Here is a 26,172-nt window from a genome sequence, read left to right on the forward strand (position 1 = left end):
AAGAAAGAGCGGGTGGCCTGAGCCACCCGCAATGTTTTATTTTGCGTCGTCCGGCAGAGCGTACGCCACAATATAATCCCCCATCTTCGTACCGAAGGAACCGTGGCCACCTGCGGAAATCACCACATACTGCTTACCGTTAACTTCATACGTCATCGGCGTAGCCTGTCCACCGGCTGGCAGACGCGCTTCCCACAGCTGTTTCCCGTCACGCATATCAAACGCGCGCAGGTAGTTATCCGCGGTGGCACCAATAAACATTACGTTACCTGCGGTGGAGATTGGGCCGCCCAGCATTGGCATCCCCATGCGGAATTTCATTGGAATACCGGTTGGGAACGGCATGCTGTCTTCCACGGTACCAATACGTTTCTTCCACACGATTTCGTTGGTTTTCAGATCAACGCCGGAGATGTAGCCCCAGGCTGGCTGTTTACACGGCAAACCGAGCGGCGACAGGAACGGGTTGAGCGTAACGCCATACGGCACGCCGTACTGCGGCTGAACGCCGGATTCTGTGCCTGAACCTTTCGCGTCTTTTGGTGGCTCCATTGGGTTACCAGGCCCGCGTGGAATCAATTTGGACACGAACGGCAGCGCCATCGGGTTGGTCATTGCGACCTGGTTATTCGGGTCAACGGAGATCCCGCCCCACTCGAACATGCCCAGGTTGCCCGGGAACACCAGCGTCCCTTTTTCGGAAGGCGGGGTAAAGATGCCTTCATAGCGCATGCTGTGGAACATCACGCGGCAGACCAACTGATCGAACATGGTCGCGCCCCACATATCCGCCCCGCTCAGATCTTTCTTCGGCCGGAAGGTCAACTCGGAGAATGGCTGGGTAGGGGAAACATGGTCGCCTTTGGCGGCACCTTGCGGCACAGGCTGCTCCGGGGCTGGTACCACTAATTTACCGTCGCGACGGTCCAGCACAAAGATGTTGCCGGTTTTCGCCGGGGCGTAGACAACCGGTACCTTGTTGCCGTTTTTGTCGGTGATATCCGCCAGCGTTGGCTGGGCAGGCATGTCCATATCCCACAGATCGTGGTGGACGGTCTGATAGGACCAGGCCAGCTTACCGGTGGTGGCATTCAACGCCACGATGCTGCTGGCGTAGCGTTCCTGCTCTGGCGTGCGGTTGCCGCCCCAAATGTCTGGCGTGGTCACGCCCATCGGCAGGTAAACCAGGTCCAGTTTTGCGTCATAGGCCGCTGGAGCCCACGAGTTCGGCGAGTTCAGCGTGTAATGATGCTCATCATCCGGAATAGCGTTTGGATCTTTCGCGCCAGGGTCAAACGCCCACAGTAGTTTACCGGTATTAACGTCAAAACCACGGATCACGCCGGAAGGCTCACGGGTAGAGAAGTTGTCGGTCACTGCGCCGGCAATCACAATCACCTTATCGGTGACGATAGGCGGTGAGGTCGGCTCATACATGCCCGGCGTGGTCACCGGCTGGTTGGTCTGCAGGTTCAGAATACCTTTGTTCGCAAAGCTCTCACACAGCTTGCCGGTATCGGCGTTAAGCGCGAACAGGCGGCCATCGTTCACCGGCAGAATGATGCGGCGAGGGCAGTCGGCCACAACATCCGGAGAGGCGTTATCCGCGGTGGCTTCGTGGTAAGAAACGCCACGGCAGGTCACATGCTGGAATGAAGGGTCGGTATTTAACTGAGGGTCAAACTTCCACTTTTCTTTCCCGGTAGAGGCATCCAGCGCGAACAGCTGCTGGTGCGCGGTGCACAGGTAAAGCATGTCGCGGATTTTGATCGGGGTGACTTCGTTGGTGATTTCACCCGGGTCGGTAGCACGCTTAACGTCCCCAGTCTGGAAGCGCCATGCTTCCTTCAACTGACCCACGTTTTGCGTGGTGATCTGCTTGAGCGGAGAGAAACGCTGCCCTTCCTGATTGCGGCCATAAGCTGGCCAGTCGGCATCTGGAATGGCAGAGTCTGCGGTAGCTGCGGCATTATCCAGATTCAGCGTACCGTTGATCTCCTGAGGGTCGTTAAAGCCCGCCCAGACCAGCACGACGGCGGTAATCAGCAGGGAAACCACCAGCGATGCCGCCGCGCCGCTTGCAGGGATCGCCAGGCGGCGATACACAAACGGCAACAGAAGCCAGACGCCAAAGAAGACAAGCACGTCGCAGCGTGGCGTCAGCGCCCAGAAGTCGAAGCCGACCTCCCAGACGCCCCAGGCCATCGTACACAGCAGCAGTGCCGCGTAGAGCCAAAGCGCAGAAGCTTTGCTCTTCCACAGCAGCCAGGCGACGCCGAGCATCACCAGGCCGGCGATCGGGTAGTACCACGACCCGCCGATAGCCACTAACCATATCCCGCCAAAGAGTAAATAGAGCCCGCAAATTACAGCGAAGAGGGCTGAGAGGGTCACAAATAGTTGCGATCCGGTTTTATTTATTTTCACAATTATCACACTCATAAAGGTTTGATAGCATTTAATTATAGTTATTAACAAGTGTGATGGTTGTCACATTTATGGCTTTTTTTTGAAGTGGGGATGTGAAGGCGATTTGCTGGTATACTCCACGCCTCAATATTTTGTGTTGGCTGCAGGTGAACCAGCATTAAATTATTTGTTTTTAAATCATATGGTTAGAGATATGAAACATACTGTTGAAGTGATGATCCCGGAAGCGGAGATCAAAGCCCGTGTCGCTGAGTTGGGTCGTCAAATCACCGAACACTATCGCGACAGCGGCAGTGATATGGTGCTGGTGGGTCTGCTGCGTGGTTCATTTATGTTTATGGCGGATCTGTGCCGTGAAGTTCAGGTTTCCCATGAAGTCGATTTTATGACCGCATCAAGCTACGGTAGCGGCATGTCCACCACTCGTGATGTGAAGATCCTGAAAGATCTGGACGAAGACATCCGCGGGAAAGATGTGCTGATCGTGGAAGATATCATCGACTCCGGCAACACCCTGAGCAAAGTGCGTGAGATCCTGAGCCTGCGCGAACCAAAATCTCTGGCCATTTGTACACTGCTGGATAAACCGACCCGCCGCGAAGTGAACGTCAACGTTGAATACGTTGGCTTCTCTATTCCGGACGAATTCGTCGTTGGTTACGGCATCGACTATGCCCAGCGTTATCGCCACCTGCCGTTCGTTGGCAAAGTTGTGATGCTCGACGAGTAATCTACGTCGGGTAACGAAAAAAGGGCCTTAAAAGGCCCTTTTTGCTATCCACTTTTCACGGAATTACTGCGAAGCTGCGCGATTCCGGTGGCTATGGTGAGTATTCTTCAGGTTGGCTATGCCGCTGCGGTAACCTTGCTCGAGTGACTCGCGGCTGGTGGCCGTTACCTCAAGGTCGCGCAGGCGCCCGTCGTGAATACCGTAAACCCAGCCGTGAACCGTGACTTTCTGGCCGCGTTTCCAGGCAGACTGCATGATGGTGGAATGGCCGATGTTGTACACCTGCTCCATGACGTTCAGTTCACAGAGCGTATCCATCCGCTGTTCCGGTGCCAGTTCCCCTAAGAGCGAACTATGCTTGAACCACAGGTCGCGAATATGCAGCAGCCAGTTGTTAATTAAGCCCAGCTCCGGGTTTTCGACCGCAGCCTGAACGCCGCCGCAGCCATAGTGACCGCAGATAATAATGTGCTCAACTTCAAGGACGTCTACGGCGTACTGCACAACGGAAAGGCAATTCAGATCGGTATGAACAACCAGGTTCGCCACGTTACGGTGAACAAAGAGTTCGCCTGGCTCCAGACCGGTAAGGCGTTCGGCGGGAACACGGCTGTCGGAGCAGCCAATCCAGAGAAAGCGGGGTTTTTGTGCCTGGGCAAGTCTTTCGAAGAAACCGGGGTCTTCCTCAACCAGCATTTTTGACCAAAGTTCATTATTGCTGATAAGGGAATCAATGTCTTTCATGTGAGGTTAACGCCTGTCACCCGAGAAGTGCGATGGGGTAATATAGGGTAACTCAACAAATTTATAAACAAGTACCGAATAAGGTAAGCGAATACCCATGACAATTGCATTGGAACTGGAACAGTTAACGAAAACCTATCCCGGCGGCGTTCAGGCGCTGCGCGGGATAGATCTTCGTGTTGAGGCGGGCGACTTCTATGCGCTGCTCGGCCCTAACGGTGCGGGAAAATCCACCACCATCGGTATCATCAGCTCGTTGGTGAATAAAACCTCCGGCCGCGTGCGGGTGTTTGGCTACGATCTGCAAAAAGACGTGGTCAACGCTAAACGCCAGCTTGGCCTGGTTCCCCAGGAATTCAACTTCAACCCGTTTGAGACGGTGCAGCAGATCGTCGTGCATCAGGCGGGCTACTACGGCGTTGAGCGTAGTGAAGCGATAGCCCGGAGCGAAAAGTATTTAAAACAGCTCGATCTGTGGGAAAAACGCAACGAACGTGCGCGTATGTTATCCGGGGGGATGAAGCGCCGCCTGATGATTGCCCGTGCGTTGATGCATGAACCTAAGTTGCTGATTCTGGATGAACCAACCGCTGGCGTAGACATTGAACTGCGCCGTTCTATGTGGGGCTTCCTGAAAGATCTCAACGACAAGGGCACTACTATTATTCTGACTACCCACTATCTGGAAGAAGCCGAAATGCTGTGCCGCAACATCGGTATTATCCAGCGCGGTGAATTGGTAGAGAACACGTCGATGAAATCGCTGCTTTCCAAGCTGAAATCAGAAACCTTCATCCTGGATCTGGCACCGAAGAGCCCACTACCTAAGCTGGATGGCTATCAGTATCGGCTGGTGGATACCTCCACACTAGAAGTTGAAGTTCTGCGTGAGCAGGGGATTAACAGCGTGTTTAGCCAGCTAAGCGCGCAGGGAATTCAGGTGCAGAGTATGCGTAACAAAGCTAACCGTCTCGAAGAGTTGTTCGTGACGTTGGTAAACGGTAAACAAGGGGATCAGGCATGATGCAGCTGTACTGGGTGGCGCTGAAAAGCATCTGGACCAAAGAGGTTCACCGCTTCGCCCGTATCTGGATCCAGACGCTGGTTCCGCCGGTCATCACCATGACCCTGTATTTCATTATCTTCGGTAACCTGATTGGCTCGCGTATCGGCGAAATGCATGGCTTCACCTACATGCAGTTCATCGTGCCGGGCCTGATCATGATGGCGGTGATCACCAATGCCTATGCCAACGTCGCTTCCTCATTCTTCAGCGCGAAGTTCCAGCGTAACATTGAAGAGCTGCTGGTGGCGCCGGTACCTACGCATGTGATCATCGCAGGCTATGTTGGCGGCGGCGTCGCGCGTGGTCTGTGCGTGGGCATTCTGGTCACGGCGGTGTCGCTGTTCTTCGTCCCGTTCCAGGTGCATTCCTGGCTGTTCGTGGCGCTGACGCTGGTACTGACGGCTATTCTGTTCTCGCTGGCCGGTCTGCTGAACGCCGTCTTTGCCAAAACGTTCGATGATATCAGCCTGATCCCGACCTTTGTGCTGACGCCGCTGACCTATCTCGGCGGGGTGTTTTATTCCCTGACCCTGCTGCCGCCGTTCTGGCAGGCGCTCTCGCACCTGAACCCGATCGTCTACATGATTAGCGGCTTCCGTTTTGGTTTCCTGGGTATTACCGATGTGCCATTGGTAACTACCGTCGGCGTACTAGTAATCTTTATTGCCGTGTTTTACCTGCTGTGCTGGTATCTCATCCAGCGCGGCCGTGGACTCCGAACCTAATCGTTTCTGATTAAATCCCCCTTTTTAGGGGGATTTTTTTACGCCAAATTGATACGCATCAGGCTACTTATTCAGCGTTCTGGCACACTGTCGCTCCGTAAACAGGAGAGATTTTATGCTTGGCTGGGTCATTGCCGGACACGACGACTACGCACAAAAGATACTGGATGCTCTCGAACAGCGCTTTGGTCCACAGCCTCAGTGCTGCGCGGTGAATTTCTGGCGCGGGTTAAGCACCAATATGCTAAGCCGGATGATGTGTGATGCCCTTCACCACTGTGACTCGGGCGATGGCGTGATCTTTCTGACCGATATCAGCGGGGCGGAACCTTATCGTGCGGCGGCATTAATGAACCACAAGCATGAGCATTGCGAAGTGATCGCCGGGGTAACGCTGCCGTTGCTTCTAGCTATGCGTGAACAGCGGGAAAATATCTCCAGCGAAGCTTTTCGGCTGCTTATTGTGGAGCAGGGCGGGGATGCGGTGACCAGCCTGTGGCATCAGCAGCAAAAGAACCCGCCGTTTGTATTGCTACACAAATATTAAGGGTATCTATTTGTTCGGGGTTGGTATTCACCCGTCTTTTGCTAAACTAATGACTTCCTTCTGTCTTTCCGACAAAAAACTGATTAATTCGCCATGTTAACTCGCCTTGTTTATTGCGTCATGCTGGTCATCAGCATCGGAACTGCCCAGGCAAGCCTGCTCAGTAGCCATGACACCCCCGCCCAATATATGCAAACCACCGAAGATGCCGATATTTGGGCGCAGGTTGGTGATAATGTGATTTCCGTAGGCCGTATCGGCCAGGGGCAAATCCTGGCGGTGGTGCCGACGCCCGCAGACTACTACGAGTTTAATTTCGGCTTCGGTACCGGGTTTATCGACAAGGCGCATCTTGGCCCGGTAAAAGGCAAGCAGCGAGTGGAAGACCGGCTGGGCGATCTCAACAATCCGTTGAGTAACCAAAACTTGATCACCTTCCGCGACGTGGCTATTTATAGCGAGCCGGCAACGTCTTCAGCGGTGTTCGGCACGCTGGCAGATAACCTGCGTTACCCAATCATCGGCAAACTCAAAGATCGCCTGAACCAGACCTGGTACCAAATCCGCATCGGCAACCGCCTGGGCTACATCAGCAGTCTGGACGCGCAGCCGGATAACGGCATTCCGGTTCTGACCTATCACCATATTCTGCGTGATGAGGAAAATACGCGTTTCCGCCATACGTCGACGACAACCTCGGTGGTGGCGTTCAGCAACCAGATGACCTGGCTGCGTGATATGGGCTACACCACGCTGACGATGTATCAGCTGGAAGGCTACGTGCGTAACCGTATGAACCTCCCGGCTCGCTCGGTGGTAATTACCTTCGATGACGGGTTGAAATCAGTCTATCGCTACGCGTTCCCGATTCTGAAACAGTACGGCTTTAAAGCGACGGCTTACATTATCTCGTCGCGCATTAAGCGCCATCCACAGCCGTGGAATCCAAAGTCTCTGCAGTTTATGAGTATTTCTGAGCTGGAGGCGATTCAGAGCGTGTTCGATATTCAGTCACACACGCATTTTTTGCATCGCGTGGATAACTACCGCCGCCCGATTCTTCTGAGCCGCAGCTACCACAATATCCTGTTTGATTTTGAGCACTCGCGCCGCGCGCTGTCGCAGTTTAATCCGCACGTGCTTTACCTGTCTTATCCGTTTGGCGGCTATAACGATGTTGCGGTGAAAGCGGCGAACGACGCAGGGTTCCATATGGCGGTAACCACGGTGCGTGGGAAGGTGAAACCGGGAGATAATCCGTTCCTGCTGAAGCGGCTTTATATTATGAGGACGGATTCGCTGGAGACGATGTCGAGGACAATTACTAATCAGCCTGAGTCGTAAGCTAACCAATTCCCTCTCCCGAGTGGGGAGAGGGGCGGTTGTTACGCGACCTGAACCGGCACGGCTTTTGCGAGACGTTTCATCTCATTCTCACCGTCAAAGTAGGCCACTTTTGGCTGCCAGCTGCGAGCTTGCTCATCTGGCATAGTGACGTAGCTGGCGATAATCAGGATGTCGCCGACGTCGGCGCAGTGTGCCGCCGCGCCGTTAACGGAGATGATTTTAGAGCCGCGTTCACCGGCGATAGCGTAGGTAGAAAAACGCTTCCCGTTGGTGACGTTGTAGATATCGATGGCTTCATATTCCAGAATGCCTGCCGCCTCAAGGAAGTCCTGATCGATGGCGCAGGAGCCTTCGTAATGCAAGTCCGCCTGAGTCACTTTGACGCGGTGTAACTTGCCTTGCAGCATGGTGCGAATCATAAACTTGAACCTTTGTTACTGGGCTTAAAAAGCGCGGATATCACCCGCGCCGTGGATATTCGAGGCAGTATTGCCCTTTTTATTTGGGCTGTCTACTGCGCCAGATCGACGGTGACGTTATCAATCAGTCGGGCCTGACCGAGCCAGGCTGCCATCAGGATCACCGCACGTTTGCTTTCCGCTGACAGCTCCAACAAAGTGTCCGCATCGCGGATTTGCAGGTCATCAGAACGGAAACCTTTTTCGTTTAACTCGGTCGCTGCGAGAATCAGCATCTCTTCGGTATCACGATCGCCGCTACGCAGTTTTTCCGCCAGGCCGTTCATTACCTTGCTTAATCCCGGGGCGATTTTACGCTGATCCGCCGTCAGGTAACCATTACGTGAGCTGAGCGCCAGGCCGTCTTTAGCGCGCACGGTCGGCACGCCAATAATCTCAATGTCGTAACCCATATCGGCGACCATTTTGCGGATCAGCGCTAGCTGCTGATAATCCTTCTGGCCAAAACAGGCGACGTCGGGCTGCACGAGGTTGAACAGCTTGCTGACGATGGTGGATACGCCACGGAAATGCCCTGGGCGGCTGGCGCCTTCCAGCATGGTGGAGATGCCTGGCACGTCCACAAAGGTTTGCGTGTCGAGACCCTGAGGGTAAACGTCAACCGGCGCCGGGGCAAAGACCATATCCACCTTGCGGCGATTCAACTTTTCGCAATCTTCCTGCAGAGTGCGCGGGTAGCGGGCTAAGTCATCCGGCCTGTCAAACTGCATCGGGTTAACGAAAATACTGACCACGACCACATCAGCAACGGCTTTGGCTTCTTCCACCAGCGTCATGTGCCCATCGTGCAGGTTGCCCATGGTCGGCACCAGAGCAATGCGCTTGCCTTCCTGGCGCCAGCGGCGAATCTGCTGACGCAGCAGCGGTAACGTTTCGATAATCAGCACAACCTATCTCCTGTCAGTAAAAACTGTGTTCGTTGCCCGGGTAACTGCCGGATTCGACTTCACTAATGTACTGGCGCACCGCGGCGCGAATATCGCCGGTCTCAGCAAGGAAATTCTTCGCAAACTTAGGAATGTGGCCGCCGGTTATCCCGAAGGCATCATGCATGACCAGAATTTGCCCGTCCGTGACATTGCCCGCGCCGATGCCAATCACCGGGATAGAAAGCGCTTCGGTTACGCGCTTAGCCAGCTCAACGGGAACACATTCCAGCACCAGTAGTTGGGCACCTGCGGCCTCGAGCGCTAAAGCATCGTCCAGCAGCGTTTGCGCGGCCTGCTCGTCACGGCCCTGAACTTTGTAGCCGCCAAAAATATTGACCGACTGCGGCGTTAACCCCAAATGCCCACAAACTGGAACGGCGCGCTCCGTCAGCATTTTCACCGTATCAGCCAGCCAGCGCCCGCCTTCGATTTTCACCATGTTAGCCCCGGCGCGCATCACCTCTGCGGAGTTGGCAAATGCCTGCTCCGGCGTGGCGTAGGCCATAAACGGTAGGTCGGCCAGCAGCAGGCAGTTTGGTGCGCCGCGGCGAACAGCGCGAGTGTGGTAGGCAATGTCTGCCACCGTGACCGGCAGCGTAGAGTCGTGGCCCTGCACCGTCATGCCCAGCGAATCGCCAACCAGCAAAACGCCGACGCCTTCGTCTGCAAACAGCTTAGCGAAGCTAAAGTCATAGGCGGTAAGGGTGGCGAATTTCTTGTTGTCCTGCTTGAGCTTACGCAGGGTGGAGGTGGTAGTGGGTTTCATCATCATCCCCGGAGAAAGGTTAGAACAGGATACGGGCGCGCTGTTTACCAGCGAGTAATGCCCTCCTGGGAGAGGCTAGCCAGTATCGCGGCAACAGACTGCCCGTCGGGAAAGCGGCATTCTGGTGCTATTTCCAGTAGAGGAACCAGCATAAACGCGCGGTTCTTCATGTCGTAATGAGGCACGGTCAGGCGTTCGGTGTGCATCACCTCATCGCCAAACAGCATAAGATCGAGATCTAACGTCCGCGGCCCCCAGCGCTCGGCTTTGCGCACGCGGCCATGCTCCAGTTCAATACGTTGAGTATGATCCAGAAGAGCTTCGGCAGACAGGTCGGTGTCCAGCACCACGGCAGCATTCAGATAATCTGGCTGATCCTGCGGGCCAAGCGGGGGAGTGCGGTAAAACGAGGAAGTGGCCACCATTCGGCTTTGTGGAATGGCGGCCAGGGCGTCAAGGGCAGATGATACCTGCTCCAGCGGCGACGCCTGGTTACTGCCCAGCGCGATATACGCGAGGGTCATGAATTACCTTCACGGCGTGGCGCGCGTTTGCGCGGGCGACGCGTGCGGCGGCGTGCGGCAGGCTCATCGCCAAGGTCGTTCAGCATATCTTTTTGCATTGGCGGCGCAGCTACCTGGAACTCGCCCCACCATTTGGTCAGACGCAGCAGTTCCTGGTTGTTTTCGACTTCCGCGCGGAGCGCCAGCAGGTCGTAAGACGCCCGGAACTTAGGATGCTCCATCAGCTTCCAGGCGCGTTTACCCTGGCGGCGCGAGAGGCGAAGCTGCAGGCCCCAAATGTCGCGCACCAGCGTAGTAATGCGTTTCGGAATCGCCAGCGCGCGGCAGGCTTCATCCAGCACTTCATTCATCGCCAATGCAAAGGCGTCGTAGTAAGCGAGGCCACTTTCCTGGGCGATTTTTTGCGCCATTTCCAACTGTGGATACCAGAACATTGCCGCAAACAGGAACGCCGGGTTCACGCGCATATCGTTGTGAATGCGGGTATCGGTGTTCTTCAGCACCAGCGCAATAATGCGCTCCATTGGGCTGTCGCCCTGCTCGGTGAAGTAGCGGGTGATGATAGGGAACAGCGGCTGGAAGAGCTGATATTCACGCAGCAGCTGGTAGGTTTCAAATCCGTACCCTGCCTGCAGAAGCTTGAGCGACTCTTCGAATAGACGTGCCGGGGGCACATCGTTAAGCAGCGTGGCGAGGCGAGGAATCGGTTCGCCAGTTTCCGGGCTGATGGTCATATCCAGCTTGGCGGCAAAGCGCACGGCGCGCAGCATTCGCACCGGATCTTCGCGGTAGCGCGTTTCCGGGTCGCCAATCAGGCGAATAATGCCTTTGTTCAGATCGTTCAGGCCGCCGACGTAATCCCGCACGGAGAAATCGGCCACGCTGTAATAAAGACTGTTGATAGTGAAGTCACGACGCTGGGCATCTTCTTCGATAGAACCAAAGATGTTATCACGCAGCAGCATGCCGTTCTGGCCACGCTGCGAGGTCTGACGGTCGGCAGACTGCTGCTCTTCATGATGGCCGCGGAAGGTGGCCACTTCGATGATTTCAGGCCCGAACATGACGTGAGCCAGGCGGAAACGGCGGCCAACCAGGCGGCAGTTACGGAACAGTTTGCGAACTTGTTCCGGCGTCGCGCTGGTGGTGACGTCGAAATCTTTCGGTTTTTTGCCCAGCAGTAGGTCGCGGACGCCGCCGCCGACGAGGTAGGCCTCGTAGCCTGCTTTGTTTAAACGGTAGAGCACCTTGAGGGCATTTTCACTGATATCTTTGCGGGAAATAGCGTGCTGGTCACGCGGGATAACAGTAATGTGCGGGAGAGTTTCGGTCTCCTCGACCACGACGTCATCGCGGTTAAGCACCTTGCGGCAAAAATTAGCGACTCGGGTAAAAATAGTCCACCTCGGCAGTGTCAATCATAGGGACAAAAAAAACAGCGGCTAATCATAGCTCAGTGTGGGGCATTTGAGAATGATGTATTCACCGGCACACTATTAAGCGACCAGTTCATGACGGCTTGCTCAAGCAACCTTTCTAGCGTCAGATCCTGCCAGCCGTCCGCTACTTGTTGATTTAAAAAGCGCAATGCGTCCACCAGCATTGGGCGAGGATCGCCCTGCGGCAGCGCGGGCGCGTGATTCTGCTTCGAAAGCTTAGAACCCTGCTCGTTGAGCGCCAGCGGCAGATGAATATAGCCGGGGGTGGGCCAGCCAAACTGCTGGTATAGCGAAATTTGCCGTACCGTCGGCTCAATCAAATCTGCCCCTCGCACGATCTCCGTCACGCCCTGGAAATGGTCATCCACGACGACAGCAAGATTATAGGCGAACAGACCGTCACGACGGTGAATGATGAAATCTTCCCGCGCCAAAGCTTCATCAGCATGCAATTGCCCGCGCAGGCCGTCCTGGAAGCTCAGCACCGGGTTGTTCTGCACCAGACGCATTGCGGCGTTTTGCGGCCCGTTGCCAAGGGTTCTGCAATGCCCATCGTAGAAACCGCCGATCTGCTGAATACGGCTGCGGGTGCAGGTGCAGTAATAGCTCAGTCCCTGCTGCTGCAGCCAGGCCAGCGCGGCACGATAGGCTTCATGGCGGTGAGATTGCCATAGCACGTCGCCATCCCAGTGCAGGCCGTAATGCTCAAGCTGCTTGAGGATAGTGTCGGCGGCGCCGGGGACTTCGCGAGGAGGATCGATATCTTCGATGCGTACCAGCCAGCGGCCCTGTTGAGCGCGAGCCTGAAGGTAGCTGCCGAGAGCGGCAATCAGTGAGCCAAAATGCAGTTCCCCGGAAGGTGAGGGGGCAAAACGGCCAATGTAGAGTTGAGCTGACATTTTTTGGGGTGCAATAAAGTAATATGGCGGGAGAGTCTCCCGCCATAGAGGTTTGGCATTTCCGAGGGCCGTTAGCCGGCCATCTGTTTTTCGCGGATTTCTGCCAACGTTTTGCAGTCGATACACAAATCAGCGGTCGGACGTGCTTCAAGGCGACGAATGCCGATTTCTACACCGCAGGATTCGCAGTAGCCGAAATCTTCGTCTTCCACTTTCTTGAGCGTTTTTTCGATCTTTTTGATCAGTTTGCGTTCACGATCGCGGTTACGCAGTTCGAGGCTGAACTCTTCTTCCTGGGCAGCACGGTCTACCGGATCCGGGAAGTTAGCAGCTTCATCCTGCATGTGCGAAACGGTGCGATCTACCTCGTCCCTGAGCTGATTACGCCATGCTTCAAGAATAAGCTTGAAGTGCGACAGCTGGGCTTCGTTCATGTACTCTTCGCCCGTTTTCTCCTGGTATGGCTCCACCCCAGCGATGGCGAGAATACTCAGGGACGACGTTTTACGCTTTTGCCCTTCTTGCATGTTGCTTCTCCTTAACACGCACTTATCGGTCCCCTGTCGGGGTAAAATCAGGCCGCTATAAATAGCAGATGCTTTTCAGGTTGGCAATTATATAAAACTCCTCTCTTGACAACCGTGTGAAGAAAAGCTTATTTGCGAAACGACCCGACTATAAAAAAGACAATACGTTATCTGCCCTTAACCAGATGCTGATTATAAATAGACAGGCAACGGCGTAGTTAGAGTCATCCTCTCGGCAGAAAGTTCTGCTTTCCAGGCGATAATTTCAACCCCACACTGCTGTGCCTCGGTTAACAGCCGCGCATACTTCTCATCAATGTGGCGGGCTGGCGAGACGCTATTTATAGCAGAATGTAAAACCGCAAACAGTAGCACCGCGCGCTCTCCTTGCTGAACCACATTCATCAACTCTCTCAAATGCTTTTGGCCCCGCAGGCTAACGGCATCGGGAAAATAGCCTTTATCCTGCTCGAGCAACGTGACTGATTTCACTTCAATATAGCAGTTAACCTTGTTACTCGCTTGTAACATAAAGTCAATTCTGCTGCGTTCTTCACCGTATTTTACTTCGGCCTGAAGGCTGTCATAGCCTGACAGTTCTGCCGGCGGCGAAGCTGTCAGCATCTCTCTGACCAGAGTGTTCGCGCGTAACGTATTAACGCAAATTATCTCACCCTTTTGTGTTTGAGTAAGCTCCCAGGTATGGGGGTATTTGCGCGTTGGGTTGGCCGATGTGGAATACCAGACCGTGTCGCCCGGCGTGGCGCAGCCGGTCATTGCTCCGGTATTGGGGCAATGCAGCGTCATGGTTTCGCCCTCGGCGGTCACAACGTCCGCCAGAAAGCGTTTATAGCGTTTAATCAGCGTGGCGGACTGCAGCGCGGGTGAAAACTCCATCTACTCTTCCTTATTAGTCAGTGGCCAGTGTTCCAGTGCCTGATAGCGAGTTCTGCCCTGTTCAAAAACGGACTCGTACAGCGAAAATTCATTCACCTGAAATTGCCAGCTAAAGCCCGGCGCGGGGATTGCCACGGAACGTATGGCATTGCGATAAAGCGTCACGTGGGGGTGAAACGGCTGCGGAGACTGATAGCAGCCGCTGCGTGCGGCCTGGGAACGTAGCATATTGGCCAGTTGCAGCAAGCCGCGCGGAGCATGGCGTGGTCCCAACCAGACGACGCTTGAACGCAGCCATTGTCCGGCATCGTCCAGGCGCAGCGTGAAGCCGGGCTGGCTAATTCTTCCGGCAAGGCGGCACAAGGCCTGGCGTTTTTCGTCGGAGACCTCCCCTAAAAAAGCCAGCGTGAGGTGCAGATTGGCCGCGGCTACCGGTCTGCCAGTATCCGCCGGGAACTGGGCGGCTCGCCAGTGAATGATTTGCTGCTGAACCTCGGACGGTAACGTCAGGGCAAAAAACAGGCGTCGATTTTCGGCCATGGTTGTCTCTCGGTTATGGTTTGGCGGGATGCTACAATGCGCGACTGCCGATGTTAACCCTTAGGAGCCGTTTGTGTCCTCATTACCGGTTGCGGCCGTACTGTCGGAAGTGCTGAAAGCGCTTGAGTACGCCCCGCAAGTTTTGCTCAACGCCCCTACCGGCGCAGGTAAATCTACCTGGTTGCCGCTGCAAATCCTCCAGCAGAGTAAGCTGGAAGGTCGCATTTTGCTGCTTGAACCTCGTCGCCTTGCCGCCCGCAATGTTGCTCAGCGGCTGGCCGAGTTATTGGGTGAGAAACCGGGAGAAACTGTCGGCTACCGGATACGGGCTGACAGCTGCGTGGGGCCAAACACCCGGCTTGAGGTGGTGACCGAAGGGATTTTAACGCGGTTGATCCAACAGGATCCCGAGCTTAACGGTATTGGGCTTGTGATCCTCGATGAATTTCATGAGCGCAGTCTTCAGGCCGATCTCGCCCTGGCGCTGCTGCTGGACGTGCAGGCCGGGCTTCGCGATGACCTTAAAATCCTGATTATGTCGGCGACGCTGGACAATCAGCGCCTGCAGCAATGCCTGCCGGATGCGCCGGTGATTACCTCTGAAGGTCGTGCTTTCCCGGTTGAGCGCCGCTATATGGCTCTGCCAGCGCATCAGCGCTTTGATGAAGCCGTTGGCGCCGCCGTGGCCGGCTTGCTGCGTGAGGAGTCAGGATCGCTGCTGTTGTTTTTACCCGGCGTGGGTGAAATTCAGCGCGTGCAGGAACAACTCAAAGAGCGGGTGGCGAGCGATGTTCAGCTATGCCCGCTGTACGGCGCTTTACCCCTGAGCGAGCAGCGTAAAGCGATTCTGCCCGCCGCAGCGGGAACCCGGAAGGTGGTGCTGGCGACTAATATTGCCGAGACCAGTTTGACCATTGAAGGTATCCGCCTGGTGGTGGATGCAGCGCAGGAGCGCGTCGCTCGCTTTGATGCTCGTACCGGGCTGACCCGGCTGGTCACTCAGCGTGTGAGTCAGGCGTCAATGACCCAGCGTGCCGGGCGCGCCGGGCGTCTGGAACCGGGGATTTGCCTGCATCTGATCGCTGCCGATCAGGCCGAACGTGCGGCGGCCCAGAGCGAACCGGAAATCTTACAAAGCGATTTATCAGGCCTGCTGCTGGAGCTATTGCAATGGGGCTGCCAGGACGCGCGCCAGCTAACCTGGCTTGATGTGCCGCCGGAGGCAAACCTTGCTGCAGCCCAACGTCTGCTACGTCAGCTAGGGGCCGTTGACGAGCAGCAACGCCTGACGGCAGAAGGGCAAAGAATGGCGCAGATGGGTAACGACCCGCGTCTTGCCTCGATGCTGGTGAAGGCCAAAACGCCGGATGAACAGGCCACAGCCGCGTGGCTTGCGGCAATCCTGGAAGAGCCGCCGCGTACTCAGGGGGGCGGTGATTTACGAACGTTTTTCGACAGCAGGAATGGTAATTGGCGGCAACGCGCCGCGCAGTTGCTGAAAAGAATAAATGCCCGAAGCGGGGAGCCGGATATCTCTCTAGCTATGCCGCTGCTGGCAAGCGGGTTTGCCGATCGTATCGCCCGGCGGCGCGGGGCAGAAGGCCGTTATCAGTTAGCCAACGGCATGGGCGCGATGCTGGAGCAGGATGACGCGATGACGCGGCATGAATGGCTGATAGCGCCGCTTTTGCTGCAGGGTAGCCAGTCGCCGGATGCCCGCATTCTGCTGGCGCTGCCGCTGGATGTTGAAGAGCTTGTCGCGCGTATTCCGCAGCTGCTGACGGAAAGTGATTCGGTGGAGTGGGATGAAGAGCGGGGGGCGTTAAAAGCCTGGCGGCGTCGTCAAATCGGCAAATTAGTGGTGAAAACTCAGCTGTTAGCGAAGCCTTCTGAAGAGGAAATGCAGCAGGCGATTTTAAACGGCATTCGCGAACGCGGGCTTGGGCTGCTGGAGTGGTCCGTTCCGGCTCAGCAGCTGCGGTTGCGCCTGAGCTGCGCGGCCCGCTGGCTGCCGGAGCAGAAATGGCCTGCGGTGGATGATGATTCCCTGCTGGCGAAGCTCGAAGACTGGCTGTTGCCGGAAATGCGAGGCGTGCATTCGCTGCGTGCGTTGAAAAATATCGATCTTAGCCGGGCGCTGGGCAACTTGCTTGACTGGCCAATGCGTCAACGGCTGGATAGTGCCCTGCCAACTCATTACACTGTGCCGACCGGAAGCCAGATTGCGATTCGCTATGACAGCGAAAATCCGCCTGTACTGGCTGTGCGTATCCAGGAAATGTTTGGTGAAGCACAGACGCCTTGCATCGCCGAGGGGCGCGTTCCGCTGGTGCTTGAGCTATTATCTCCGGCGCAGCGGCCGTTGCAGATCACCCGTGACTTAACGGCGTTCTGGAACGGGGCCTGGCGCGAAGTGCAGAAAGAGATGAAGGGACGTTATCCGAAGCACGTCTGGCCGGACGATCCGGCGAATACTGCCCCGACGCGCCGGACGAAAAAGTATTCCTGAGAGCACTGGCTGGTGCCCTCACCCCGACCCTCTCCCATAGGGAGAGGGAGGAAGCACGAGAAGACTTTCTGAGTAAGGGTGTCTGGTTGTTTTTTTGAGAGATTTCTTCTTTCGCATTGCGCGGAAGAACGGAGAATCGGGCCTTTGCGCCTGAACTTTTGTGGAGAAGATGCATGGCGGGGAATGACCGCGAGCCGATTGGACGTAAAGGAAAACCAACGCGTCCGGCGAAAGAGAAGGTGAGCCGTCGTCGACTCAAGGAAGAGGAGTATGACGACGAGTACGAAGACGATGATTACGAGGACGAAGAACCTATGCCGCCACGTAAAGGAAAAGGTAAGGGGAAAGGCTCGGGCCGCCCGTCGAAAAAACGCCGTTTCTTCTGGCTGTTAGTGAAGCTGGCGATCATCTTCTTTGTGGTGCTGGTTATTTACGGCGTGTACCTCGATCAGCAGATCCGCAGCCGCATTGACGGCAAAGTCTGGCAGCTTCCGGCGGCGGTCTATGGCCGCATGGTGAACCTTGAGCCGGATATGCCTTACAGCAAAGCGGAGATGGTGAAGCTGCTGGAAGCGACGCAGTATCGCCAGGTATCGAGCATGACGCGTCCGGGCGAGTTCACCGTGCAGGGGAACAACATCGAGCTGATTCGCCGTCCGTTTGACTTCCCGGACGGCAAAGAAGGGCAGATTCGTGCGCGCCTGGTATTCGACGGTGGCCATCTGGAATCCATCCAGAACATGGATAATAACCGCAGCTTCGGTATTTTCCGCCTCGACCCGCGCCTGATTACCATGCTTTCTTCGCCAAACGGCGAGCAGCGTCTGTTCGTGCCGCGTTCCGGTTTCCCGGATCTGCTGGTGGACACGCTGATTGCGACCGAAGACCGCCATTTCTACGAGCATGACGGGATCAGCATTTACTCCATTGGCCGCGCCGTTGTCGCTAACCTGACGGCTGGCCGTGCGGTGCAGGGCGGCAGTACGCTGACTCAGCAGCTGGTGAAAAACCTCTTCCTGAGCAACCAGCGTACGCTGTGGCGTAAAGCCAACGAAGCCTACATGGCGCTGATCATGGACGCCCGCTACGACAAAGATCGTATCCTTGAGCTGTATCTGAACGAGGTGTACCTCGGCCAGAGCGGCGACGATCAGATTCGTGGCTTCCCGCTGGCCAGCCTTTATTACTTCGGCCGCCCGGTGGAAGAGCTGAGCCTCGACCAGCAGGCATTGCTGGTGGGGATGGTAAAAGGCGCTTCGCTGTATAACCCATGGCGTAATCCGAAGCTGGCGCTTGAACGTCGTAACCTGGTCCTGCGTCTGCTGCAGGAACAGAAAGTTATCGATCAGGAGCTGTACGACATGCTGAGCGCGCGTCCTCTGGGCGTGCAGCCTCGCGGCGGCGTGATTTCTCCGCAGCCTGCCTTTATGCAGATGGTGCGTCAGGAGCTACAGGACAAGCTGGGCGACAAGGTGAAAGACCTGTCCGGCGTGAAGATCTTTACCACCTTTGATTCCGTGTCTCAGGATGCGGCAGAAAAAGCGGTGACCGAAGGCGTGCCGGTGCTGCGTGCTTCCCGTAAGCTGAACGATCTGGAAGCGGCGATGGTCATTGTTGACCGCTTTACCGGTGAAGTTCGTGCGGTTGTCGGCGGCGCGGAACCTCAGTTTGCGGGCTTTAACCGTGCGCTGCAGGCTCGTCGCTCCATTGGCTCGCTGGCAAAACCGGCCACTTATCTGACGGCGCTGAGCCAGCCGGACAAGTTCCGCCTGAACACCTGGCTTGCCGATGCCCCGATTGGCATCAAACTGTCGAATGGCCAGGTCTGGTCGCCGCAGAACGATAACCACCAGTACAGCGGGCAAGTGATGCTGGTGGATGCGCTGACGCGCTCGATGAACGTGCCAACCGTAAACCTGGGGATGACGCTGGGCTTGCCGGCCATTACCGATACCTGGACCAAGCTTGGGGTACCAAAAGACCAGCTTAATCCGGTGCCGGCGATGATTCTGGGGGCACTGAACCTGACGCCTATTCAGGTTGCGCAGGCCTTCCAGACGATTGCCAGCGGCGGGAACCGCGCCACGCTTTCCGCGCTGCGCTCGGTGATTGCTGAAGACGGCACCGTGCTGTACCAGAGCTTCCCACAGGCGGAACAGGCGGTGCCTGCACAGGCCGCCTATCTGACGCTGTTTGGTATGCAACAGGTGGTGGCTCGCGGCACAGGCCGTGCGCTGGGCGGGAAATACCCGAACCTGCATCTGGCCGGGAAAACCGGGACCACCAACAACAATGTGGATACCTGGTTTGCCGGCGTTGATGGCCGTGAAGTGACCATTACCTGGGTAGGGCGCGATAACAACCAGCCAACCAAGCTGTACGGTGCAAGCGGCGCAATGTCGCTGTACCAGCGTTATTTGTCAAACCAGTCTCCGATCCCGCTGGATCTGACCCAGCCGGAAGATATCGTGGATATGGGCGTCAACAGTGCGGGTTACTTCATGTGTAGCGGCGGTGGTGACCGTGTGCTGCCAGTCTGGACGACGAATCCGAGCGCGCTTTGCCAGCAAAGCCAGCAGGAAGAGCAGTCGGCTAACCCGTTCAGCCAGACGCCAGCAGGCCAGCAGCCGCAGCAACAACCGCAGCAGCAGCCTCAGCAGCAACAGCCCGCTCAGGAACAGAAGAGCGACGGCGTTGCCGGCTGGATTAAGGACATGTTCGGCAGCAATTAAGCCTCGCTTCACTTACAAACCTCTCCCTAACCGGGGGAGGTTTTTTTTCGCTTTTTTTACCCGCCATAACGAGTTTCTTATCTTAAATTTCACGGCCAATTAACACCCTATAAACCATCTGGTTATTTCTTATTCCCTTAATAAGACTAAGGGTGTGAGGCGCTTGCTATGCAGCCAGCGTTTCGTCTATTATCCTGCGGGCATAATAATAATTATCGTTTACGTTATCATTTACCATTTCACCAGAGAAAATATCATGGCGCGTTCACTCCCAGGTCTGCCAGCCAAAAACCCTGTCCGTAAGCTTGCTCTGTTTGTAGCGGCGGCGGTGGGCACCGTCAGCGTTAATAGCTTCGCGGCGGACACCGGCACGACCAAAAAAGAAGACACTATTACCGTTTCAGCCGCCGCAGTGCCTGCCGAAAGCGCATGGGGGCCATCGCCAACCATCGCCGCTAAACGCAGCGCCACGGCGACCAAAACCGATACCCCGATTGAAAAGACCCCGCAGTCTATTTCGGTGGTGACCAGCGAAGAGATGCAGACGCATCAATTCCAGTCCGTAAAAGAAGCGTTGGGCTATACGCCGGGTATCACAGTTTCGACTCGTGGTGCTTCAAATACCTATGATGCGGTAAAAATTCGCGGCTTTGGTTCGGTGAACCAGAACAACTATCTGGATGGTTTAAAGCTGCAGGGTGATTTCTATAACGAAGTTATCATCGACCCTTATATGCTGGAGCGCGTGGAGCTGATGCGCGGCCCAACGTCCGTGCTGTACGGCAAAAGCAGCCCTGGCGGTATTATCTCAATGGTTAGCAAGCGTCCAACCACTGAACCGCTGCGTGAAGTGCAGTTTAAAATGGGTACAGATAACCTGTACCAGACTGGTTTCGATTTCAGCGATGCGCTGGATGATGCCGGCGTTTACTCTTACCGTCTGACCGGCGTGGCGCGTTCTAACGATGACCAGCAGCGTGATGCGAAACAGAAGCGTTACGCGATTGCGCCATCTTTCTCCTGGCGTCCGGACGACAAAACTAACTTTACCTTCCTGTCTGATTTCCAGAATCAGCCAGAAACGGGTTATTACGGTTGGTTGCCGAAGGAGGGGACAGTTCAGCCTCTGCCAAACGGCAAGCGCCTGAGCACCGATTTCAACGAAGGTGCTAATAACAATACCTATTCCCTGTCCCACAAAATGGTGGGGTATAGCTTTGAACATGGCTTTAACGACACCTTTACCGTGCGTCAGAACCTTCGCTATACCGAATCCAAAACCTCGCAGAAAAGCGTTTATGGCACAGGCGTCGACTCGACGGGCTATATGCTTAACCGCGGTACCGTTGTGGATAACGAAAAACTGCATAACTTTGCGGTTGATACCCAGCTAGAAAGTAAATTCTCTACCGCTGATGTTGAGCATACTCTGCTGACGGGTGTTGATTTCCAGCGCATGCGAAATGACATTAATGCGACCTTCGGTAGCGCGCCGCAGTTGGATCTTTATAATCCGGTTTACAGTGACTTTGATTTTGGCGATGCGGCCCCTTACCAGCAGAACAAGCAGAAGCAGACCGGTATTTATGTTCAGGATCAGGCCGAGTGGAACAAGTTTGTCCTGACAATGGGTGGACGTTATGACTGGCTGACTCAGTCGACCCGAGCTTACCAGGCTAACAATTACACCGAGCGCAGTGATAACCAGTTCACAGGTCGTGCAGGGTTAAACTATCTGTTTGATAACGGTATTACGCCGTACGTCAGCTACAGCGAATCCTTCGAACCAAACTCCGGCGCAGATTTCTACGGCAATACTTTCAAACCTTCTAAAGGTCGCCAGTATGAAGCCGGCGTGAAGTATGTACCGAAGGATATGCCAGTTGTGATTACAGGGGCGGTCTACCAACTGACCAAAACCAATAATCTGATGTCAGATCCTGATACCTCACACGGTTTTTCTTCCATCCAGGGCGGCGAGATTCGTTCACGCGGCGTAGAGCTGGAGGCGAAAGCGGCGCTGAATGCCAATATCAACGTTACTGCGTCCTACACCTATACGGATGCGAAATACACCAAAGACTCGACGCTTGAAAACAAAACTCCTGAGCAGGTTCCTGCGCACATGGCTTCCCTGTGGGGGGATTACACCTTCAACAGCGGCGTGCTGAGTGGCCTGACGTTGGGTACCGGCGGTCGTTTCCTTGGCTCCAGCTACGGCGACCCGGCTAACACCTTCAAAGTGGGCAGCGCAGCGGTGATGGATGCAGTCGTGAAGTATGACCTTGGTCGCTTCGGGCTGAACGGCTCCAGCATTGCGGTCAACGTGAACAACCTGCTTGATCGCGAATACGTTGCCAGCTGCTTCGCAACCTACGGTTGCTTCTGGGGCGCTGAGCGTCAGGTGGTTGCTACTGCGACCTTCCGCTTCTAACTTGTCTCCCGGGCACGGTTCGCCGTGCCCTTCACTAAGATGGCTACCATGCAGGATAAACAGCTTCATCCCGACACGACTTTTAGCCTCACTGATGTCACGTTTCGCGTGCCCGGCCGCACGCTACTCCATCCGCTGTCTATCACCTTCCCGGTGGGTAAAGTCACTGGCCTGATTGGCCATAACGGCTCCGGTAAATCGACGCTGCTGAAAATGCTGGGTCGCCACCAGAAACCTTCTGAAGGTGAAATTCTGCTGAACTCGCAGCCGCTGGATAGCTGGGGCAGCAAAGCTTTCGCCCGGCAGGTGGCCTATCTTCCCCAGCAGCTTCCTGCCGCTGAGGGTATGACGGTGCGTGAGCTGGTTGCGATTGGTCGTTATCCGTGGCATGGGGCTTTAGGGCGTTTTGGGGTGGCTGACCGTGAGCTGGTGGATGAGGCAATCAGTCTGGTAGGACTAAAGCCGTTTGCGCATCGCCTGGTGGACAGCTTGTCCGGCGGCGAGCGCCAGCGGGCATGGATCGCCATGCTGGTGGCGCAGGATAGCCGCTGCCTGCTGCTGGATGAGCCAACGTCTGCGCTGGATATCGCTCATCAGGTTGACGTGCTGGCGCTGATCCATCGCCTTAGCCAGGAGCGCGGCCTGACGGTGGTTGCCGTTCTGCACGATATCAATATGGCTGCGAGATATTGCGACAATCTGGTGGCACTGCGCGGCGGCGAAATGATCGCGCAAGGGACGCCGGAAGCGTTAATGCAAAGCGAGACGCTGGAGCATATCTACGGTATTCCGATGGGCATCCTGCCGCACCCGGCGGGGGCTGCGCCGGTGAGTTTTGTTTATTGATGAGCCGTATGAATGACTTTCTTTTAACCCGTCGCCGCCTTCTGGCGGCGATGGCGCTTTCACCGCTGCTGCTAAAATTACCTGCCGCACAGGCGGCGGTGCCGGATGCAAAACGCATCATCGCCCTGGAATGGCTGCCCGTTGAGCTGATGATGGCGCTCGGCGTCACGCCGATGGCCGTCGCTGATATCCCTAATTACCAAATCTGGGTGAACGAACCTAAGCTGCCGGCAGGCGTGATTGATGTTGGCCTGCGCACCGAACCCAACCTCGAGCTGATGGCGCAGCTAAAACCGTCTCTGATTCTCTATTCTGCAGGCTACGGCCCTTCGCCAGAAAAAATCACCCGTATCGCACCAGGGCTTGGGTTCAATTTTAACGATGGCTCCGGCAAACCGCTGGAGATTGCGCGTAAATCGCTCATTCAGCTGGGTGATACGCTGGGCATGCAGCAGGCCGCCAGTCGGCATCTGGCCGAATTTGATGCGTTTATTGCCAATATGAAGCCTCGCTTTGTCGCGCGCGGCAACCGCCCGGTGCTGCTGATGTCATTTTTGGATAATCGCCATGCGCTGGTGGTGGGCAAACACAGTTTGTTCCAGCAGGTGATGGATTTGCTGGGGGTGACGAATGCCTGGCAAGAAGAGACGAACTTCTGGGGAACCGCCGTTGTTGGGATTGAACGCCTGGCGTCGATCAAAGACGCCGATGTGCTGTGTTTCGACCATAAAAACGAAGCGGTAGCCCGCCAGGTAACGGCCACGCCGCTGTGGAAAGCGATGCCGTTTATCCGCCAGAACCGTTTTCAGCAAGTTCCCGCCGTCTGGCTTTATGGCACGACGATGTCAGCTATGCACTTCGCCCGCGTGCTGGACGATGGCCTGAGGAGCCTGGCCTGATGAAACGTCACGTTATTTTCCCCGCCAGCTTGCTGCTGGTGCTGTTTGTCTGCGCGCTATGGCTGACGCTGCATAACATGCATGGCGTTTTACCCTCTTCGCAGTGGCGCAGCGCTTTTGTCGCGCCGGACATCGACAATGTTCAACAGATGCTGTTTCACTTCAGCTTGCTGCCGCGTCTCGCAATATCGCTGTTGGTCGGGGCAGGGTTGGGCCTCGTCGGCGTCCTGTTCCAGCAGGTGCTGCGCAATCCGCTGGCGGAGCCGACAACGCTTGGCGTAGCCAGCGGGGCTCAGCTTGGCGTCACGGTTGCTACGCTTTGGGTGCTGCCGCTGGCTACCCAGCCGTTTGCAGCGCTGATTGGTGCGGCGGTCGTTGGCCTGCTCGTCTTTGGCGTTGCCTGGGGCAAGCGGATGTCGCCGGTCACGCTGATTCTTGCGGGCCTGGTGCTGAGTCTTTATTGCGGCGCGGTCAACCAACTGCTGGCTATCTTCCACCATGACCAGCTTCAGAATATGTTCCTGTGGAGCACCGGATCGCTCAATCAGCAGGACTGGAGCAGCGTTGAAAGTCTGTGGCCACGCCTGCTGGGCGGCCTGCTGCTAACGCTGCTGTTGCTGCGTCCGTTGACGCTGATGGGACTGGATGACGGCGTGGCGCGCAATCTGGGCCTGGCGCTTTCTCTGGTACGGCTGGCGACGCTGGCGCTGGCGATTGTGATCAGCGCTCAGTTGGTTAATGCGGTCGGGATAGTCGGTTTTATCGGGCTGTTTGCGCCGCTGTTGGCCAAAATGCTGGGGGCTCGACGCCTGGCCGCTCGTTTGTTCCTTGCCCCGCTAATTGGGGCGCTGATTCTCTGGCTGTCTGACCAGGTTGTGGTCTGGCTTTCCAGCGTGTGGGGCGAAGTCTCAACCGGGACGGTCACCGCGTTGATTGGCGCGCCTATCCTGCTGTGGCTGCTGCCGCGTCTGCGCACCAGCGGTGCGCCGTCCATGAGCGCCGGAGACCACGTTCAGGCTGAACGCCAGCGCGTACTGTTTTGGATCGCCGCTGGTCTTGGCATTCTGCTGCTGGTGATTGCCGCTGCGTTGGCGCTGGGACGTGATGCTGATGGCTGGCGCTGGCTAAGTGGCGCGCTCTTTGACGATGTGCTGCCGTGGCGCTGGCCGCGCGTTATGGCGGCTTTGACCGCGGGCGTGATGCTGGCGGTTGCGGGCTGCCTGATCCAGCGGTTAACCGGCAATGCGATGGCCAGCCCGGAAGTCTTGGGCATTAGCTCCGGCGCGGCCTTCGGCGTGGTGCTGATGCTGTTTATTGTGCCGGGGAATGCGTTTGTCTGGCTGCTGCCGGCGGGCAGTCTTGGTGCGGCGGTCACGCTGCTGATCATCATGATGGCTGCCGGACGAGGCGGGTTTTCACCTCAGCGTATGCTGTTGGCCGGGATGGCGCTCAGCACCGCCTTTACCATGCTGCTGATGATGCTGATGGCAAGCGGCGATCCGCGTATGGCAACGCTGCTGACCTGGATTTCAGGCTCGACGTATAACGTTACAGGCGAGCAGGCGGTCAGAACGCTGGTTGTCATGGTCGGGCTGTTAGCCATCACGCCGCTGCTGCGCCGCTGGCTGGTGATTTTACCGCTGGGTGGTGCTACTGCTCGGGCGGTGGGAATGGCGTTAACGCCATCGCGCTTTGCGCTGCTGTTGCTGGCGGCAACGCTTACCGCCACGGCGACGTTAATTGTCGGCCCACTGAGCTTTGTCGGGCTGATGGCGCCGCACATTGCGCGTATGCTTGGGTTCCGCAGGGCAATGCCGCAGATAGCGATGGCCGGGATTTTTGGCGGGATGTTAATGATTCTGGCTGACTGGTGCGGCAGGATGATTCTGTTCCCGAATCAGGTGCCTGCGGGGCTGCTGGCGACGTTTATCGGTGCGCCTTATTTCGTTTATTTGCTGAGAAAGCAGGGGCGGTAGCCCCTCACCCTAACCCTCTCCCCAAAGGGGAGAGGGAACTGGACAGTGCATAAATCAGTTATTTTCCCCCTCTTACTAAAGGGGAGAGGGTACTGGAAAGAGCATAAATCAGTTATTTTCCCCCTCTTACTAAAGGGGAGAGGGTACTGGAAAGAGCATAAATCTGCTTTTTCCCCCTCTCCCTTCC

22 protein-coding genes are annotated in these 26,172 nt (G+C 56.1%); 11 read left to right on the forward strand and 11 right to left on the reverse strand.

All coding sequences use genetic code 11. The features are described 5' to 3' along the window. Positions 1–36: 36 nt before the first annotated feature. On the reverse strand, positions 37–2,442 hold the full coding sequence (locus LH23_RS08970; RefSeq protein ID WP_052050157.1) for a glucose/quinate/shikimate family membrane-bound PQQ-dependent dehydrogenase: 2,406 nt from the start codon (positions 2,440–2,442) through the stop codon (positions 37–39). Between the two features lie 181 nt (positions 2,443–2,623). Here LH23_RS08970 and hpt point away from each other — a divergent pair, with 181 nt between their 5' ends. Then, complete coding sequence (gene hpt / locus LH23_RS08975; protein ID WP_008461837.1) at positions 2,624–3,160, forward strand: hypoxanthine phosphoribosyltransferase; 537 nt, start codon at positions 2,624–2,626, stop codon at positions 3,158–3,160. Between the two features lie 63 nt (positions 3,161–3,223). On the opposite strand, the gene can is transcribed toward hpt, so the two are convergent. Next, positions 3,224–3,904 carry a carbonate dehydratase gene (gene can / locus LH23_RS08980; RefSeq protein WP_008461838.1) on the reverse strand — a complete coding sequence of 227 codons (681 nt, stop codon included), beginning with the start codon at positions 3,902–3,904 and terminating at the stop codon, positions 3,224–3,226. A 97-nt stretch (positions 3,905–4,001) separates the two neighbouring features. Here can and LH23_RS08985 point away from each other — a divergent pair, with 97 nt between their 5' ends. The 4 genes from LH23_RS08985 to LH23_RS09000 all read left to right on the forward strand — a co-directional run bounded on the left by LH23_RS08985 (position 4,002) and on the right by LH23_RS09000 (position 7,586). Then, positions 4,002–4,928 carry an ABC transporter ATP-binding protein gene (locus LH23_RS08985; protein ID WP_008461839.1) on the forward strand — a complete coding sequence of 309 codons (927 nt, stop codon included), beginning with the start codon at positions 4,002–4,004 and terminating at the stop codon, positions 4,926–4,928. After that, positions 4,925–5,695, forward strand: a complete 771-nt coding sequence (locus LH23_RS08990) for an ABC transporter permease (RefSeq protein WP_039290350.1) — start codon at positions 4,925–4,927, stop codon at positions 5,693–5,695. Before LH23_RS08985 ends, LH23_RS08990 begins: the two co-directional genes overlap by 4 nt. Positions 5,696–5,810: 115 nt before the next feature. Further along, on the forward strand, positions 5,811–6,242 hold the full coding sequence (locus LH23_RS08995) for a PTS sugar transporter subunit IIA (RefSeq protein ID WP_039290353.1): 432 nt from the start codon (positions 5,811–5,813) through the stop codon (positions 6,240–6,242). 93 nt (positions 6,243–6,335) lie between these two features. Then, a complete protein-coding gene (locus LH23_RS09000; RefSeq protein ID WP_039290356.1) occupies positions 6,336–7,586 on the forward strand; it encodes a polysaccharide deacetylase family protein in 1,251 nt (416 codons plus the stop codon). A 41-nt stretch (positions 7,587–7,627) separates the two neighbouring features. On the opposite strand, the gene panD is transcribed toward LH23_RS09000, so the two are convergent. The 9 genes from panD to thpR form a co-directional block, all read right to left on the reverse strand. After that, positions 7,628–8,008, reverse strand: coding sequence for an aspartate 1-decarboxylase (gene panD / locus LH23_RS09005; RefSeq protein ID WP_008461846.1), 381 nt, complete (start codon positions 8,006–8,008; stop codon positions 7,628–7,630). A gap of 92 nt (positions 8,009–8,100) precedes the next feature. Beyond that, positions 8,101–8,955, reverse strand: a complete 855-nt coding sequence (gene panC / locus LH23_RS09010; RefSeq protein ID WP_039290358.1) for a pantoate--beta-alanine ligase — start codon at positions 8,953–8,955, stop codon at positions 8,101–8,103. Positions 8,956–8,968: 13 nt separating this feature from the next. Beyond that, on the reverse strand, positions 8,969–9,763 hold the full coding sequence (gene panB, locus LH23_RS09015; RefSeq protein ID WP_039290361.1) for a 3-methyl-2-oxobutanoate hydroxymethyltransferase: 795 nt from the start codon (positions 9,761–9,763) through the stop codon (positions 8,969–8,971). A gap of 44 nt (positions 9,764–9,807) precedes the next feature. Beyond that, positions 9,808–10,287: a 2-amino-4-hydroxy-6-hydroxymethyldihydropteridine diphosphokinase gene (gene folK / locus LH23_RS09020; protein ID WP_008461854.1), complete on the reverse strand. Its 480-nt coding sequence runs from the start codon at positions 10,285–10,287 to the stop codon at positions 9,808–9,810. Then, on the reverse strand, positions 10,284–11,684 hold the full coding sequence (pcnB, locus tag LH23_RS09025) for a polynucleotide adenylyltransferase PcnB (RefSeq protein ID WP_217808987.1): 1,401 nt from the start codon (positions 11,682–11,684) through the stop codon (positions 10,284–10,286). Before pcnB ends, folK begins: the two co-directional genes overlap by 4 nt. Positions 11,685–11,740: 56 nt before the next feature. Beyond that, positions 11,741–12,625, reverse strand: a complete 885-nt coding sequence (gene gluQRS, locus LH23_RS09030; RefSeq protein ID WP_039290363.1) for a tRNA glutamyl-Q(34) synthetase GluQRS — start codon at positions 12,623–12,625, stop codon at positions 11,741–11,743. Between the two features lie 71 nt (positions 12,626–12,696). Then, complete coding sequence (gene dksA, locus LH23_RS09035) at positions 12,697–13,152, reverse strand: RNA polymerase-binding protein DksA (protein WP_008460361.1); 456 nt, start codon at positions 13,150–13,152, stop codon at positions 12,697–12,699. A gap of 192 nt (positions 13,153–13,344) precedes the next feature. Next, entirely contained in the window at positions 13,345–14,049 is a 705-nt protein-coding gene (gene sfsA / locus LH23_RS09040) for a DNA/RNA nuclease SfsA (protein WP_039290365.1), read from the reverse strand. Then, a complete protein-coding gene (thpR, locus tag LH23_RS09045) occupies positions 14,050–14,589 on the reverse strand; it encodes an RNA 2',3'-cyclic phosphodiesterase (protein WP_039290369.1) in 540 nt (179 codons plus the stop codon). It lies immediately after the preceding gene. A gap of 73 nt (positions 14,590–14,662) precedes the next feature. Here thpR and hrpB point away from each other — a divergent pair, with 73 nt between their 5' ends. The 6 genes from hrpB (at position 14,663) to fhuB (ending at position 25,985) form a co-directional block, all read left to right on the forward strand. Further along, a complete protein-coding gene (gene hrpB, locus LH23_RS09050) occupies positions 14,663–17,098 on the forward strand; it encodes an ATP-dependent helicase HrpB (protein ID WP_039290372.1) in 2,436 nt (811 codons plus the stop codon). A gap of 173 nt (positions 17,099–17,271) precedes the next feature. Continuing rightward, positions 17,272–19,830, forward strand: a complete 2,559-nt coding sequence (gene mrcB, locus LH23_RS09055) for a bifunctional glycosyl transferase/transpeptidase (protein ID WP_039290375.1) — start codon at positions 17,272–17,274, stop codon at positions 19,828–19,830. Positions 19,831–20,086: 256 nt separating this feature from the next. Further along, positions 20,087–22,264 (forward strand): ferrichrome porin FhuA, encoded by a 2,178-nt coding sequence (gene fhuA, locus LH23_RS09060; protein WP_039290378.1) that lies wholly within the window; start codon positions 20,087–20,089, stop codon positions 22,262–22,264. 48 nt (positions 22,265–22,312) lie between these two features. Further along, entirely contained in the window at positions 22,313–23,110 is a 798-nt protein-coding gene (gene fhuC, locus LH23_RS09065; protein WP_039290381.1) for a Fe3+-hydroxamate ABC transporter ATP-binding protein FhuC, read from the forward strand. Beyond that, positions 23,110–24,009 (forward strand): Fe(3+)-hydroxamate ABC transporter substrate-binding protein FhuD, encoded by a 900-nt coding sequence (fhuD, locus tag LH23_RS09070; RefSeq protein WP_039290383.1) that lies wholly within the window; start codon positions 23,110–23,112, stop codon positions 24,007–24,009. Before fhuC ends, fhuD begins: the two co-directional genes overlap by 1 nt. Then, entirely contained in the window at positions 24,009–25,985 is a 1,977-nt protein-coding gene (gene fhuB / locus LH23_RS09075; RefSeq protein ID WP_039290385.1) for a Fe(3+)-hydroxamate ABC transporter permease FhuB, read from the forward strand. Before fhuD ends, fhuB begins: the two co-directional genes overlap by 1 nt. The last annotated feature ends 187 nt before the right edge of the window (positions 25,986–26,172 follow it).

Origin of the sequence: Cedecea neteri (genome assembly GCF_000758305.1) — a bacterium.
GTDB classification, from domain to species: domain Bacteria; phylum Pseudomonadota; class Gammaproteobacteria; order Enterobacterales; family Enterobacteriaceae; genus Cedecea; species Cedecea neteri_C.

What these genes read in the sequence shown, in the direction of transcription:
- LH23_RS08970 (WP_052050157.1), bottom strand. Translation starts at nt 2,442, where the DNA reads ATGAGTGTGATAATTGTGAAAATAAATAAAACCGGATCGCAACTATTT.
- hpt (WP_008461837.1), top strand. Translation starts at nt 2,624, where the DNA reads ATGAAACATACTGTTGAAGTGATGATCCCGGAAGCGGAGATCAAAGCC.
- can (WP_008461838.1), bottom strand. Translation starts at nt 3,904, where the DNA reads ATGAAAGACATTGATTCCCTTATCAGCAATAATGAACTTTGGTCAAAA.
- LH23_RS08985 (WP_008461839.1), top strand. Translation starts at nt 4,002, where the DNA reads ATGACAATTGCATTGGAACTGGAACAGTTAACGAAAACCTATCCCGGC.
- LH23_RS08990 (WP_039290350.1), top strand. Translation starts at nt 4,925, where the DNA reads ATGATGCAGCTGTACTGGGTGGCGCTGAAAAGCATCTGGACCAAAGAG.
- LH23_RS08995 (WP_039290353.1), top strand. Translation starts at nt 5,811, where the DNA reads ATGCTTGGCTGGGTCATTGCCGGACACGACGACTACGCACAAAAGATA.
- LH23_RS09000 (WP_039290356.1), top strand. Translation starts at nt 6,336, where the DNA reads ATGTTAACTCGCCTTGTTTATTGCGTCATGCTGGTCATCAGCATCGGA.
- panD (WP_008461846.1), bottom strand. Translation starts at nt 8,008, where the DNA reads ATGATTCGCACCATGCTGCAAGGCAAGTTACACCGCGTCAAAGTGACT.
- panB (WP_039290361.1), bottom strand. Translation starts at nt 9,763, where the DNA reads ATGAAACCCACTACCACCTCCACCCTGCGTAAGCTCAAGCAGGACAAC.
- folK (WP_008461854.1), bottom strand. Translation starts at nt 10,287, where the DNA reads ATGACCCTCGCGTATATCGCGCTGGGCAGTAACCAGGCGTCGCCGCTG.
- gluQRS (WP_039290363.1), bottom strand. Translation starts at nt 12,625, where the DNA reads ATGTCAGCTCAACTCTACATTGGCCGTTTTGCCCCCTCACCTTCCGGG.
- dksA (WP_008460361.1), bottom strand. Translation starts at nt 13,152, where the DNA reads ATGCAAGAAGGGCAAAAGCGTAAAACGTCGTCCCTGAGTATTCTCGCC.
- sfsA (WP_039290365.1), bottom strand. Translation starts at nt 14,049, where the DNA reads ATGGAGTTTTCACCCGCGCTGCAGTCCGCCACGCTGATTAAACGCTAT.
- thpR (WP_039290369.1), bottom strand. Translation starts at nt 14,589, where the DNA reads ATGGCCGAAAATCGACGCCTGTTTTTTGCCCTGACGTTACCGTCCGAG.
- mrcB (WP_039290375.1), top strand. Translation starts at nt 17,272, where the DNA reads ATGGCGGGGAATGACCGCGAGCCGATTGGACGTAAAGGAAAACCAACG.
- fhuA (WP_039290378.1), top strand. Translation starts at nt 20,087, where the DNA reads ATGGCGCGTTCACTCCCAGGTCTGCCAGCCAAAAACCCTGTCCGTAAG.
- fhuC (WP_039290381.1), top strand. Translation starts at nt 22,313, where the DNA reads ATGCAGGATAAACAGCTTCATCCCGACACGACTTTTAGCCTCACTGAT.
- fhuD (WP_039290383.1), top strand. Translation starts at nt 23,110, where the DNA reads ATGAGCCGTATGAATGACTTTCTTTTAACCCGTCGCCGCCTTCTGGCG.
- fhuB (WP_039290385.1), top strand. Translation starts at nt 24,009, where the DNA reads ATGAAACGTCACGTTATTTTCCCCGCCAGCTTGCTGCTGGTGCTGTTT.